The sequence below is a fragment of the Pseudonocardia sp. ICBG1142 genome (assembly GCF_020496255.1).
GTDB lineage: Bacteria > Actinomycetota > Actinomycetes > Mycobacteriales > Pseudonocardiaceae > Pseudonocardia.
The window spans coordinates 699,584-713,145 of the sequence record NZ_JAHLJC010000005.1; the positions used below are offsets into that span (position 1 = coordinate 699,584).

A 13,562-nucleotide genomic window follows, 5' to 3' on the forward strand; every position below is an offset into this window, starting at 1 on the left:
CTCTACCCGACGACGCCGCGGTCGTGCAGCCCGCCGATGGTGCGCTCGTCGAGGCCGAGGACGTCGGCGAGCACCTCGTCGGTCTCCCGGCCCAGCTCGGGGGCGGCGCCGGCGTCGCCGTGGTCGGCGTCCCACCGGATCGGCGAGCGTGCGGTGATCCCGGTGGCGCCGCCGGGCAGCGCCAGGTCCGCGAGCAGCGGGTGCCCACCTGCGCGGTGCTCGGCGACCACGTGCGTCATGCCCTGGTAGCGGCCCCACAGCACCCGCGCGGTGTTGAGCTCGGACTCGACGGTCGCCGAGTCGCGCGCGGCGAACCACGGCCGCAGCACCGCCGCGATCGTCTCGCGCAGCCGGTAGCGCTCGGTCTCCGAGGACAGGTCGGCGTCGAGCGCGGGCTCCAGGGCGGCGAACACGTCGCCGGTCCCGGTGACCGACACCAGCGCGTTCCACTGCGCCGGGGTCAGCGCGACGACCATCACCCGGTTCCCGTCGGAACAGGCGAAGTCGACGCCGAAGCTGCCGTAGACGTGGTTGCCGTGCCGCGGCCGCTCGTGCCCGCGCTCGGCGGCCTCGGAGAGCCAGCCCAGGTTCGCGACCCCGGCCAGCGCCACGTCGGACAGCGCGATCTCGGAGTACACCCCGGCGCCGGTGCGGGAACGCTGGTACACCCCGGCGAGCACGGCCGTCGCGACCGACATGCCGGTGACCAGGTCCCACGCCGGCAGCACGTGGTTGACCGGGGCCGCGCCCTCCTCGCTGCCGGTGATCTGCGGGATCCCGGCCTCGGCGTTGACGGTGTAGTCGACGGCGGGACGGCCGTCGGGGTAGCCCTGCACGCGCACGTGCACCAGGTCCGGGCGACGTGCGACGAGCGCGTCGTTGGCCATCCAGCGGCGGCCCACGACGTTGTCGACGAGGACGCCGCGGTCCGGGCCCGGCGCCGTCGCCAGAGCCAGGACGAGCTCGCGGCCCTCGTCGGAGCGCATGTCGATGCTGATCGAGCGCTTGCCCTTGTTCAGCGAGGCCCAGTAGTAGGAGTCGCCGGTGCCGTTCCCGGCGGCGGGCCAGCGACCGTGGTCGGGGCCGCCGCCGAGCGGGTCGACGCGGACGACCGAGGCACCGAGCTGCGCGAGCGTCATGCCACCGGTGGGACCGGCGACGAAACTCGCGCACTCGACGACGTGCAGACCGGAGAGCGGGCGCGACATGTCGACCATCCTGCCCGGGCGTGCGCGGCCGGACGGCTCAGAGGTGGTCGATCAGCCGCTGACGGGCCAGGCGCTCGACCATCTCGGGGAGCGCGGCGGCGGAGACGACGTCGAGGTCGCGGTGCGAGCCGCGTACGACGTGGTCGACGAGGTCCTGGGGGAATCGGCCGGCGAACTCGGCGGTGAGCCGGTCGACGGCGCCCCGGACGGTGGGGTCGGTGACGGGTGGGTGGACGGAGGCCTGCACAGGAATGGTCGATTCGGTTGAGGTGGTGTCCGGTACGCGGCGGAGTGCCGCGCCGCGCGGGATCGCGCGGTGCCGGTACGGGGTCGTGGCACCGGCCGTGGCCGGGGCGCCGGGTCGGCGCCTCCCGGGGACGGTCCGGGCGGTTCGTCGGCCGCCGCGGCCGGAGTGTTACCGGGCACGGTCGACGTGCACCACCATATCGGACATCCTCCTCGCGCGTCGACCGATTACGCCGGCCCCTGCTGATCGCGGTCCAGGTGGACCTCGCGGTCCGGCTCCACCGCGGCGACCCCGGTGACCGCGCGCAGGGCGTCCGGGTCGGCGGAGGTGCCGACGACCACGCCGACCCCCGAGAGCACCTTCTCCACCTGCAATCCGACGGCCGCACAGGCCCGCGCGACGTCGTCGGCGACGTGCCCGTCGGCCACCGACACCAGCAGCCTCCCGGTCGTGGTCATCGGCCCGGGGCCCGGACGAGGCCCGCGCCGACGTCGCCCGAGGGCAGCGGCAGCCGCTGGGCGGCCTGGGTGAGCTGGGTCCACAGGTCCCGCCCGCGGGCGCCGGTGCGCTGCGACCACAGCGCCGCGATCCCGGAGACGTGCGGGGTGGCCATCGAGGTGCCCGAGATCGTGTTGGTGCGCTGGGGCATCGGCCACGACGAGTAGACGTCCACGCCGGGCCCGGCGATGTCGACCTGCCCGCCCTCGATCGCGGAGCTGGCCGCGGAGAAGTCGGCGATGGCCAGCGCGGCGTCCACCGCGCCGACCGCCATGATCGACGGGCTGTTCGCCGGGACGCCGACGAAACCGACGTTGCCGGTCGAGCGCTCGGCGTTGTTGCCGGCCGCGGCGACGATCAGGGTGCCCGCGTCGAGGGCGCGACGTCCGGCGTTCTCGTAGGCGGGGGAGACCTCGTTCAGGTCCGCGCCCAGCGACATCGACACGATGTGCGCGCCGGAGGAGATCGCCCACTCGATGCCCTCGAGGATGCCGGCGTCGGTGCCGGAGCCGTCGTCGCCGAGCACCTTCCCGACCAGGATCCTCGCCTCGTGGGCGATGCCGTAGCGGCGTCCCGAGCCCGGCGCGAGCGGCCCGCAGGAGGTGCCGGTGCAGTGCGTGCCGTGTCCCTGTACGTCGGCGACCTCCTGGCCGTCGACGAACGAGCGCGACTCGATCTGCCGGCCGGCGAAGTCGGGGTGGCCGAGGTCGAGGCCGGTGTCGAGGACGGCGACGGTGATCCCGGCGCCGGTCTCGACGGCGACGTCCGCGCCGGTGGCCTGCAGACCCCACGTGACCTGGTCGTTGTCGGCGAACCGGGTCGCGCCGGGCGCGTCGGCGGCCTCCGTCGCGGCGGCGCGCTCGGCCAGGAAGCCCGCCGCGTCGGCGAACCCGCGCAGGTAGTCGGCGCTGGGCCCGGACAGGGCGCGCAGCACGCGTTCGGGCTCCACGGACAGCACCCGGCTGTCGGCCCGCACCGTGCGCAGCCGCGCCGGGTCCAGCTCGGCGACGGCGACGCCGAGCCGGGCGAACAGGGTCGGGTGGGCCACCGGGGTGTCGTCGCGGCTGCTGGTCACCTCGGACAGCCCGGTCAGCTCCGCCACCGCCGAGCGGGTGGTGTCGTGGTCGGTCAGCAGGTCGTCGCTGAGCACCAGCAGGTACCGGCCGGTCAGCGTGCCTGCGGCCCGGCCCGGAACGGCCGCGTGCGGATCCACCATGTCGCCTCCGTCGATCGACGTCTCGGTCACCCATCGTGCCGCAGCGACCGCGCTCCGGCACGGTCTGCGGCCGCCCCGGCGCGTCCGGTCAGGATCTCGGCTCGACGGTGTCCGCCAGCAGCGCCTCGGCGACCACGTGCAGCTTCCGGTTCGTCTCGTGCGAGAGCCGGCGCAGCAGCGTGAACGCCTCGTCGGCGGAGCAGCCGCGCCGGGCCATGAGTGCCCCCTTGGCCTGCTCGATGCTGACGTGCCGGGCGAAACGGGCCCGCAGATGCGTGTTCTCGGTGTCCAGCGCGCGGGCCAGCGCCGCAGCGGCGAGGTCGCGGCCGTCGGGGCCGGGGCCGAGCAGGCCGGTCACGTCCTCGACGTGGTGCAGCACCCCGACCACTCGTCCGTCCGGGGCCGCCAGCGGGGAGTTCACCGTGACCCACAGCCGTTCGACGAAACCGGGCGTGCCGGTCGCCGCGGGCACGTCGTGGCGCCGGACCGGCAGGTGGTCGCGCTGCCCGAGGCGCAGCACCCGCGACAACGACGCCGTCAGCATCGCGACGCCGTCGGCGCCGGGCCGTCGCGGGTCGTCCGGCAGCGCCTCCGCGAGCGGCCGGCTGGCCAGCTCGTCGGGCGCGCGCAGGGTCGCGGCGCAGAAGGCGCCGTTCGCCCCCACGATCGTGAGCTCGCGGTCGAGGATCGCGTAGGGGGAGCGCGTGGCACGGAACGCGGGATCGTCGCAGCAGGCGCGCAGGATCAGCGCGTCCGAGGACCCGGAAAACATCTCGACCTCCGCCGCGCCGGAACGCGACGGTTCGGCGGATGCCGCAGCGAGCGGCACCGGAGGCCAGGCCCGGCGCGACCGGCAGATGGTGTCTGCGCGGGAACGGTTCCCGGGGGAGACCCGGGATGCCGGGCCGGTTGCTTGACCCTGCGTGCGTGCGCCCGGAACCTGACGGTTCGTGGACGTCGGCGAGAACGTTAAGACAGTGCGTCACGTGTGCTGACAGCGGGTGTCCGATTACGCCGGACGCCGCGTTCACTGAGGCTTATTCAGGCCCCGTGAAATAACGATCTAGCCCGGCGTGTCGGGTTGGGCGACAGCCCGTCCATCGCGAATATTGGTTTGCCGAATCAATCCGAGATGAACGGGCTGCCGCAGTATGTACTATACCACTGGTTTCCGGCGTGATGAAATTCAGGATCTTGTCGCTATAGTGTATGAGCAGGATCAGCGGGACGCGACGGAGGCACGTTTGTCTTGGCCGCCGGTTCTGGGGTTGTTCTGGTCGGCGGTGATCACGTTGGCGTATCTGCGCGGGAATCGTGTGCAGTGGGAGTTGGCGGAAACCTATGGGGTGTCGCAGTCGACGGTTAGTCGAGCGATCACGGGGGTGACACCGTTGCTGGCACAGGCGCTGCGGAGTGTCGTTCCGACGGCAGAGGAGCTTCGTGCCGATCGGCAGTACATCATCGATGGAACCTTGCTGCCCTGCTGGTCATGGGCCGCGGTGCCGGGTCTGTGGTCGGGCAAGCATCGCACCACCGGCGTCGTCGTCCAGGTCGCAGCCACCCTGGAAGGGCAGCTGTCGTGGATCTCCGACCCGACCCCAGGCTCCCGACACGACCTATATTGCCTCGACCAATCCGGCGCCCTCGACCACCTCGCCACATACCCCCCGATCGGCGATAAAGGATACATCGGGCGCGGCATGCTCACCCCGTTCAAAAAACCACCCGGCCGGGAACTTCTCGACTGGCAAAAAACATTCAACAAGAGCCTCAACCACACACGCGCCACCATCGAACGAGTCATCGCCCATATCAAAACGTGGAAAGTTCTCCACGCAGACTACCGGCGGCCCTACGCCACATTTAAAACGACAATCTCGGCAGTCATCGGACTCATCTTCTACACACTTACCTGACGGAGCCTGAATAAGCCTCCGTGACCGGATAGTCCATTCCATATACGAGATTACGGTAGGCTCGCGCCGACCCCACCCGACCGCTTTCCAGGAGCAACGATGCTCGGTCTGATGCAGGACCGTCCGCTGACGCTGCCGCACGTGTTCCACCGTGCCGAGCAGTACTTCGGGCACAAGGAGATCGTCACCGCCACCCCGGCGGGGACGGTCCGCACCACCACGGTCGCCGAGTGGGCCGTACGGACCCGGCGGCTGGCCACCGTGCTCGACACCCTCGGCGTCTCCGCCGACGGCCGGGTCGGGACGTTCTGCTGGAACACCGACCGGCACCTGGAGCTGTACCTGGCGGTGCCGTGCACCGGCCGGGTCCTGCACACGCTCAACCTGCGGTTGTTCCCCGACCAGCTCGTCTACGTGGCCGACCACGCCGAGGACGAGGTCGTGTTCGTCGAGCGCTCCCTGCTCGGCCTGTTCTGGCCGCACGTGGACCGGATGACCACGGTGCGCCACGTCGTCGTCATCGACGACGGCGCGCCGACCGAGATCCCCGACGACCCGCGGATCCGGCTCTACGAGGAGCTCCTGGCCGCGGCCGAGCCCTTCGCGGGCCGGTTCGTCGTCGACGACGAGAACACCGCCGCCGCGATGTGCTACACCTCGGGCACCACCGGCAACCCCAAGGGCGTCGTCTACTCGCACCGCTCGACGCTGCTGCACTCGCTCGCGACGTTGTTCGCCGACGGTGTCGGGCTCCGCGAGCGCGACGTGGTCCTGCCGGTCGTCCCGATGTTCCACGCCAACGCCTGGGGCCTGCCCTACGGCTGCCTGCTGGCCGGTACCTCGCTCGTGCTGCCCGGCCCCGGGATGACCCCGGACGCGCTGCTGTCACTGATCCAGGACCACCGGGTCACCGTCGCGGCGGGCGTCCCGACGATCTGGATGGGCCTGCTGCCCAAGCTCGGCGACTACGACTGCTCGTCGCTGCGGGTCCTGCTCTGCGGCGGCTCGGCGGTGCCGAAGTCCCTGTCCGAGGGCTTCCGTGCCGCAATCGGATTGCCGGTCCTGCAGGGCTGGGGGATGACCGAGACCTCGCCGGTGGCGACCCTGGGTGTGCTGCGCTCCCAGCACGACGACCTCTCCGACGACGAGAAGGCCACCGTGCGCGCCCTGCAGGGGCCCCCGGTCCCGCTCGTCGACCTGCGGATCGCCGACCCCGAGACCGGCGCCGAGCAGCCCTGGGACGGCACCAGCACCGGTGAGGTGCAGGTGGCGGGCCCGTGGATCGCCTCGGAGTACTACCGCGGCGAGGGTTGCGGCACTCAGTTCACCGCCGACGGCTGGCTGCGCACCGGTGACGTCGCCGTCGTCGACGGCCTGGGCTACGTCAAGCTCGTCGACCGCACCAAGGACCTGGTCAAGTCCGGTGGCGAGTGGATCAGCTCGGTGGAGCTGGAGAACGAGATCATGGCGCACCCGAAGGTCGCCGAGGCCGCGGTCATCGCGATCCCGCACGAGCGCTGGGTGGAGCGCCCGATGGCGTGCGTCGTGGTGAAGGCCGGCGAGACCCTCACCGCCGACGAGCTCATCGCGTTCCTCACCGACCGGGTGGCCAAGTGGTGGCTCCCCGACGCCGTCGAGTTCATCGACGAGGTGCCCAAGACGAGCGTCGGGAAGTTCTCGAAGAAGACACTGCGCGAGAAGTTCGAGGGCTACTCGCTGACCTGACCGGCCGTCTCGCGGTCCGTGGTCCCGGTGCGCGGCGCCGGGACCACGGCCGAGCCGCCCTGCTCGGGGATGACTCCGTCCGGGACGGCCGCGGTGGCCCCGGCGAGCAGGTCGAGGCAGTGCACCTCGCCGCACCCGTCGCCGACGACCACCGTCCCGCCCCCGACCGCGACCGCGGTCAGCGGCGCGTCGAGCGGAACCCGGCCGAGCGCGGTCGCCGAGGTCAGGTCCCACAGCACCGCGGAGCCGTCCGAGCCTGCGGTCACCGCGCGGCACCGGCCCGCACCGGCGGCCGCGGTCAGGTGCGCCGCGTCGGCACGCACCGTGGTCACCGTGGCCGACCCGGCCCGCCAGACGTGCACCCGGCCGTCGGCGTCGCAGACGACGCCGTGGCAGCCGTCGTCGTCGACGGCCACGGCCGTGACCAGCCCGGCCGGCAGCGCCACGATGGACACCTTCGCGGAGGCGGGCCGCCAGCAGACCAGCAGACCGTCCGCGGCGAGCAGCACGGTCGCCCCGCCGGGGGTCGGCGCGGCCACCCGCGGTGCCGACGGCAGTTGGGTGGTGCGGAAGGCACGCCCGGTGCGCGCGTCGCGCACGGCGACCGTGCCGTCCGGCTCACCGGTCACCACCAGCGCGCCCCGCCCGGCCAGCACACGGCCGGGCAGCGACACCGCCCCGGCCCGCACCCCGGTCGTCGCGTAGCGCTCCTCGACGGTCGAGGCCCCGGTGACGGCGAACAGCCGGGTGCCGGAGGGGTCGAACCACAGCGGGCCCGCGCCGGCCGGGACGCTCCAGCGGCGCGTGCCGGTGGCCGGGTCGTGGGCGAGCACCCCGTCGGAGCGGCGGCCGGCCGAGACGACCAGGCTCCCGGTCGCGGCGACCGCGCCGACCGCGGGGGAGACCCCGGCGGGCCCGCCGGTGCCCGGCCGGGCCCGTGCGGGGTCCCAGATCAGGACGCGGCCGTGGTCGTCCCCGGACGCGACGACGGTGCCCGCCGGGTCGGCGACGACCGCGCGGACCGCGGCACCGTGCCCGGCGAGCTCGGTGACCGGGCCGGAGCCGGTGGTCGGGACGAGCTGCACGGTCCCGTCCACCCGTCCGACGACGACCCGGCCCTCGCCGGCGCGCGCGGCCGCGGTGACCGCGACCTCGTCGCCGGGGACGTCGAGCCGCACCGCGTCCCGCGGCACCCCGTCGACCAGCGCGAACACGTGCAGGGCGCCGTCGGCGGTGGCCGCGAGCAGCTGTCCCGCCGTCGGCACGACCACGGCGACCACGGCGGGCCCGCCCTCCAGCAGCCCCAGCGGGGCCCCGCTGGCCGGGTCCCAGGACCGGAGCGTGCCGTCCACCCCGCCGGACACGACGGTGCCCTGGCCGGTCGCGGTCAGCGCGGTGACCGGGCCGACGTGGCCGTGGGCGACCGAGACGGCCGCGCCGCTGGTCACGTCCCACACCCGCACCGCGCCGTCGGCGCCGCCCGCGAGCACCCGGGTCGGGGAGGCCCCGGTCACCGCGAGCGCGGTCACCGGGCCGGACGGCCCGGCCAGGGCCGTGACCTCGGCGCCGCGGGCCGGGCCGTCGGTGGCCAGCACCCGCACGCCGGGGGTGTCCCCGGCGAGGGCGAGCAGACCGCCGTCGGGGGACAGGGCGACCGTCCGGGCGCGGGCCGCGGAGGTCGGCGGCCGCGGACCGTCGGGCCCGGCGAGCGGGTCCGGGGCCGCGTGTCCGGTCGCGGTGTCCCAGGCGCCGCTCTCGCCGGAGGCGTCGAGCGACAGCAGCAGGCCGTCCGGCCCGGCGAGCAGCGCGACGACCGCGTCGCCGTGGCCCTCCAGGACCCGGCTCAGCGCCGCCGACGGCGGCCGGGTGCGCCAGCGGGTGGTCAGCGCGGGGACACCCTGGGCGGCGAGCCGGGCCCGGGCCGCCCCGGCCAGTGCGGCCTCCCCGGCCAGGACGGCCCCGGCGAGCAGGTGTTGGGCGACCGGTGCGGTGCCGGAGCGGCGCAGGTGGTGCGCCTCGAGGTCCAGGACGCGGCGCAGCGCCTCGGGTGTCACCCCGTCCGGCGCGACGCCCGGGTGCTCCCCGTACGGCGGTTCGCCGGCGGCGATGCGCCGTTCCAGCCCGTCCCAGAACGTCTCGACGGCCATGCGTGTGAGCCCTCCCCGGGGTCGCGTTCGGTTACCTGTCGTGGCCCCGCACTCCATCGTTAACGCGGGAGGGGGTGTCGCCACCGAACCGGCGGTGACCGGCGGCGAGCCCTCGGTGACCGGCGCGCGGACTCTCGGTGTCGGAGGCGGGGGCCGGTGTCGGAGGTGGGGGCTACCGTCCGTCTCGTGCCCGCCACCACTCGTGCCCTCCGTTCGCTCACCGAGATCGCGGTGTTCGCGCCGCTGGTCGTCGCACGCCGCACCGCCCGGATGCTCACCTCGGGCTTCCCGCGCCCGGCACGCGAGGTCCGGGAGTTCCACCGGATGTGGGCGGAGAAGGTCGACGGGTTCTCCCGGGCCGCCGTCGTCCTGGCCACCTCGCCGCCGGGACCGGCGACCCTCGGGCGTGCGCTGGAGCCGATCCGCACCCGGGTGCGTGCCAACGCGCGCCGACTAGGCTGACCGCCCGGCGAGCACTCGGGGGTGCGGTGTGACGGAGGGGACGGCGGTCCGGCGCGGGCGGCGGCCGATGAGCGACCGCCGCCGCACCCTGCAGCGCCTGGAGATCTCCCGGGCCGCGATCCGGCTGTTCGGCGAGCACGGCGTCGCCGCGACCGGCGGGGAGCAGATCGCCGAGGCGGTGGGGCTCTCGGCACGCACGTTCTGGCGCTGGTTCCGCACCAAGGAGAGCTGCGTCGAGCCGGTGCTGAGCCTGGCCACCGACGCGTTCACCGCGAGCCTGGCCCGCTGGCCCGACGACACCCCGCTCGCCGAGCACCTCGCACGGGACTACGCCGAGCACCCCGATGCGGGCCCCGACGACGGTGACCTCGTCTTCGAGGTGATCCGGATGAGCCGTTCCGAGCCCGCGCTGCGCGCGATCTGGCTGGTCGTGCAGGAGCGGGCGGAGCCGGTCCTGGCCGGGATCCTCGCCGGCCGGTTCGGCCGCGACGCGGGCGACGTCGCCGTGCGGGTGCACGCCGCGGCGCTCAACGGGGCGCTGCGGGTCGCGACCGAGGACATCGCCGCCGCCACCGCCGACGGGCGCCGCCCGCCGGCCGCCCAGCTGCGCGCGCGGCTGTCGGCGGCCGTCGACGCCGCGATCCACGGCGTCGACGGCGAGCGGGCGGCCGGTCAGGGGCCGACCCGCAGCACGTGACCCTCGCCGTTCACCGCGACGAGCACCGACCCGTCCCCGGCCGCGGCGACCCCGGCGAACGGGGCGGGCCGGGTGGCCGCGCCGCTGCGGCAGTCGGCGGGGACGTGCGGCGGCCGGACGTCGAAGGCCAGCCCCGACGCCGCGACGGTGACCGTGCGGTCCACCGGGTCGATCCGCAGCAGGCGTCCCGCGGCGGCCTCGGCGCACCACAGCGCGCCCCCGGCGACGGCGAGTCCCTCCGGTCGGTGCAGCCCCGCGGCGAGGACGGTGCCGCGGTCACCGCCCCGGTCGCCGGCGGGGTCGCGGTCGAGCCGTGCGACCTGCCCGCCGCCGGTCAGGGTGGCGTACACGGCGCCGGTCGGGTCGACGGCCACGTCCACCGGCCCGTCGAGTCCCGTGGCGAGCACGGTCACGCTGCCGTCGTCGCCGAGGTGCAGGACCCGCCCGGCGCCGGTCTCGGCGACCAGCAGCCCGTCGGGGCAGGAGGCGACGCCGGTCGCCCCGGCCAGCCCGTCGGCCGCCCGGGTCCAGGCACCGGGACGGCCGCGCCACACCCCGGTCCCGGTGGTCACCACCGTGTCGCCGTGGTGCCGGGTGAGTCCGCGGATCCCGCCGCGGACCTCGGTGACGACGTCGCCGAGTGCGGTGACGGCGCCGCCACCCACCCGGGCCAGGGAGAAGTGGTCGGCGACGAGCGCGTCCGTCCCGTCGGCGGCCACGCCCCAGGGGCCGCAGAGTCCGGGCGGCAGCACCGTGGTCGCCGTGCCGTCGACGCCGACCCGGACCAGCCCGCCGTGGAAGGCACCGGTCACCCAGGCCGACCCGTCGGCGGTGAACACGACGTTGTCCGCGCCGCCGACGCCGGTGTCCAGGGTGGCGGTCACCCGACCGTCCTCCGCGGTCCACAGGGCGCCGCCGCCGTTGGACAGGACGCGAAGCCCGCCCCCCGGGTCGAAGCGCACGGCCACCGGCCGGTCCAGCCCGGCGAGCAGCCGCTCGGGGGCGCCGCCGTCCGGGTCGACCCGCCAGACCTCGCCGGAGAGCAGGTGCGGGTAGTACAGGAGCCCGTCCGGGCCGACCTCCATCGCGTTGCCGAGCGCGAGCCCGGTCGCGAGCACCCGCGGCGGCCCGCCGGTCGGGTCGATCTCCAGCAGCCGGCCGTCCGGGCACAGCTCGTTGACGAACAGCCGTCCGCGGTGCCAGGCGATCCCGTCCGGGGCGGTGATCCCGTCGGCGACGACGGTCATGGCCCCGCCGGGTGCCCGGCGCCACACCAGCCCCGCGGGCAGGTCGACGACGAACAGCTCGCCGTCGGCGCCGAACACGAGGTCGTCGGGCGCGGTGAGCGGCCCGTCCGGCCCGAGCACCGTCTCGAGCCCGCCGGTCGCCGGGTCGAACGCGGACACGGTGCCGCCGAGGAACTGCGCGATCCAGAGCCGTCCGTCCGGACCGGCCACGATCCCGTTGGACGCCCACAGCGGGTTCGGCGGGCACAGCGGCTCGGCACGCAGCCCTGGCGCGGTCCGCACGGGCCCCCGGTCCGGCCCGGCGACCGGGCGCACGCTCACGGGGCGCCGCCGGAGAGCACGTCGTCCATCCCGCCGGCGCGCCAGTCGCGCAGGATCTGGTGGAACTCGACCGGACCGCCGCCGAACTGCTCGGAGCGCCGTCGCGGGCGGCCCTCGGAGTTGTAGTAGCCGGGCGTGCACTCGGCGAGGAAACCCTGCTGGTCGCGGGCCCGCTCGCGGATCGTCGCGACCCACGCGGCCTCCGCCTCCGCGGTCGGTTCGACGATCCGCACCCCGCGCCGGGCGGCCTCGGCACAGACCGCCGCGATGTGCCCGGCCTGCTCCTCCAGCACGTGCGCGAAGTTCGGCGACGCCGAGTTCTGCCCGGCCCCGACGTGGAACAGGTTGGGGAAGCCGCGGCTGACCCAGCCGTGCAGCGTGGACAGCCCGTCCGCCCAGTGCTCGGCGAGGGTGACGCCGCCTCGGCCGCGGATGTCGGCCCCGGCCCGGGTGGCGGGGTCGGCGCCGAGCTCGAACCCGGTGGCGAACACGATCGCGTCCACCGGGTACTCGACGCCGTCGACCACCAGGCCGTCGCGGGTGATCCGCTCGACGCCCTGCCCGCCGGTGTCGAGCAGCGTCACGTCGTCCCGGTTGAAGGTCTGCAGGTAGGTGTCGCTGAAGGTGGGGCGCTTGCACATCTGGCGGTACCAGGGCTTGAGCGCCGCGGCCGTCGCCGGGTCGGCGACGATCGCGTCGACCCGGGCCCGGATCTCGTCCATCTTCTCGGCGTCGGCGATCTCCAGCGCCTCGGCCGGCTCCTCGACGCCCCGGGTCCGGGCGAGCCGCCGCGCGCCCCGGACCGGGGCGGTGTCGGTCCACTTGTCCGCGACGCCGTCGGGGCCGAACGAGCCGTGCGGCGCCGGACGCATGTCCATCAGGGCCAGGAAGTCCTCGCGGCGGCGTCGCTGCCAGCCCGGGGCCAGCGACCGCCACCAGGCCTCGTCGTAGGGGGCGTCGTCGCGGGTGTCGACCGACGACGGCGTCCGCTGCACGACGTAGAGGTGCCGCGCGGCCCCGGCCAGGTGCGGGACGCACTGGATCGCCGTCGCCCCGGTGCCGACCACGGCGACCGTGCGGTCGCCGATCCGGTCGAGCGGGCCGCCCCGCTCGTCGCCGCCGGTCCAGTCGTAGTCCCACCGGCTGGTGTGGAAGGTGTGCCCGGCGAAGTCGGCGATCCCGGGGATCCCCGGCAGCTTGGGCCGGTTGAACGGCCCGGAGGAGATCACCACGAACCGGGCGGTGACCGTGTCGCCGCGGTCGGTGCCGACCTGCCAGGCCGACGCGTCGTCGTCCCAGACCAGGGTGGTGACCTCGGTGCCGAACAGGGCGTCGCGGTAGAGGTCGAAGTGCTCGCCGATCGCGCGGGCGTGCGCCCGGATCTCCCCGCCCGGCGGGTAGCGACGGCTGGGCATCCCGCCCAGCTCCTCCAGCAGCGGCAGGTAGATCGAGCTCTCGATGTCGCAGGCGATCCCGGGGTAGCGGTTCCAGTACCAGGTCCCGCCGAGATCCCCGGCGACGTCGACGATCCGGATCCGCTCGTGGCCGGCCTGCCGCAGCCGGGCCGCGGCGACCAACCCGCCGAAGCCGCCGCCCACGACCAACACGTCCACCTCGTCACGGACCGGGTCGCGGTCGGTGGGCTCGCACCACGGGTCCTCGGCGTAGAAGCCGAACTCCCCGGTCGAGGACCGGTACTGGGCGACGCCGTCGGGTCGCAGCCTGCGGTCGCGCTCGGCGCGGTAGCGCTCCCGCAGCCGGTCCAGGTCGGCCGCGGTGGGGTCGGTGGTCCCGGTGGTCCCGGTCGTCGTCACGCTGGTGGCTCCCTCGGCATCGCATGATCAGCTGCCGCACCAGGGTGGCACGAACTGCCAAAAA

The 13,562-nt window shown here is 74.8% G+C and carries 12 protein-coding genes; 4 read left to right on the forward strand and 8 right to left on the reverse strand.

Translation table 11 applies throughout. From position 1 onward, the window contains the following. Window positions 1–2: 2 nt before the first annotated feature. From KPL59_RS08635 to KPL59_RS08655, 5 genes are all read right to left on the reverse strand, one after another. Window positions 3–1,208 (reverse strand): CoA transferase, encoded by a 1,206-nt coding sequence (locus tag KPL59_RS08635; RefSeq protein ID WP_226360480.1) that lies wholly within the window; start codon window positions 1,206–1,208, stop codon window positions 3–5. A 37-nt stretch (window positions 1,209–1,245) separates the two neighbouring features. Beyond that, the gene (locus tag KPL59_RS08640) at window positions 1,246–1,455 is read right to left on the reverse strand and encodes a hypothetical protein (protein ID WP_020622443.1); all 210 of its coding nucleotides are present in this window, start codon (window positions 1,453–1,455) and stop codon (window positions 1,246–1,248) included. Between the two features lie 227 nt (window positions 1,456–1,682). After that, complete coding sequence (locus KPL59_RS08645; RefSeq protein WP_226351708.1) at window positions 1,683–1,913, reverse strand: hypothetical protein; 231 nt, start codon at window positions 1,911–1,913, stop codon at window positions 1,683–1,685. Next, on the reverse strand, window positions 1,910–3,169 hold the full coding sequence (locus KPL59_RS08650; protein ID WP_226360481.1) for a S8 family serine peptidase: 1,260 nt from the start codon (window positions 3,167–3,169) through the stop codon (window positions 1,910–1,912). Before KPL59_RS08650 ends, KPL59_RS08645 begins: the two co-directional genes overlap by 4 nt. Window positions 3,170–3,257: 88 nt before the next feature. Beyond that, on the reverse strand, window positions 3,258–3,941 hold the full coding sequence (locus KPL59_RS08655; RefSeq protein WP_226351706.1) for an ANTAR domain-containing protein: 684 nt from the start codon (window positions 3,939–3,941) through the stop codon (window positions 3,258–3,260). Between the two features lie 379 nt (window positions 3,942–4,320). Between KPL59_RS08655 and KPL59_RS08660 the strand changes: the two genes are divergently transcribed. Both KPL59_RS08660 and KPL59_RS08665 read left to right on the forward strand, forming a co-directional pair. Next, window positions 4,321–5,085, forward strand: a complete 765-nt coding sequence (locus KPL59_RS08660) for a transposase (protein WP_226360482.1) — start codon at window positions 4,321–4,323, stop codon at window positions 5,083–5,085. Between the two features lie 99 nt (window positions 5,086–5,184). After that, the gene (locus tag KPL59_RS08665) at window positions 5,185–6,810 is read left to right on the forward strand and encodes a long-chain fatty acid--CoA ligase (protein WP_226360483.1); all 1,626 of its coding nucleotides are present in this window, start codon (window positions 5,185–5,187) and stop codon (window positions 6,808–6,810) included. On the opposite strand, the gene KPL59_RS08670 is transcribed toward KPL59_RS08665, so the two are convergent. After that, window positions 6,795–8,957 carry a WD40 repeat domain-containing protein gene (locus tag KPL59_RS08670; RefSeq protein WP_226360484.1) on the reverse strand — a complete coding sequence of 721 codons (2,163 nt, stop codon included), beginning with the start codon at window positions 8,955–8,957 and terminating at the stop codon, window positions 6,795–6,797. The two genes, KPL59_RS08665 and KPL59_RS08670, sit on opposite strands and share 16 nt — an antisense overlap. Window positions 8,958–9,143: 186 nt before the next feature. Between KPL59_RS08670 and KPL59_RS08675 the strand changes: the two genes are divergently transcribed. Further along, complete coding sequence (locus tag KPL59_RS08675) at window positions 9,144–9,419, forward strand: hypothetical protein (RefSeq protein WP_226351703.1); 276 nt, start codon at window positions 9,144–9,146, stop codon at window positions 9,417–9,419. Between the two features lie 67 nt (window positions 9,420–9,486). Next, window positions 9,487–10,116 carry a TetR/AcrR family transcriptional regulator gene (locus tag KPL59_RS08680; protein ID WP_060711301.1) on the forward strand — a complete coding sequence of 210 codons (630 nt, stop codon included), beginning with the start codon at window positions 9,487–9,489 and terminating at the stop codon, window positions 10,114–10,116. Here KPL59_RS08680 and KPL59_RS08685 read toward each other — a convergent pair. Then, complete coding sequence (locus KPL59_RS08685) at window positions 10,092–11,684, reverse strand: hypothetical protein (protein WP_226360485.1); 1,593 nt, start codon at window positions 11,682–11,684, stop codon at window positions 10,092–10,094. The two genes, KPL59_RS08680 and KPL59_RS08685, sit on opposite strands and share 25 nt — an antisense overlap. Then, window positions 11,681–13,498: an NAD(P)/FAD-dependent oxidoreductase gene (locus KPL59_RS08690; protein ID WP_226360486.1), complete on the reverse strand. Its 1,818-nt coding sequence runs from the start codon at window positions 13,496–13,498 to the stop codon at window positions 11,681–11,683. Before KPL59_RS08690 ends, KPL59_RS08685 begins: the two co-directional genes overlap by 4 nt. Window positions 13,499–13,562 lie beyond the last annotated feature (64 nt).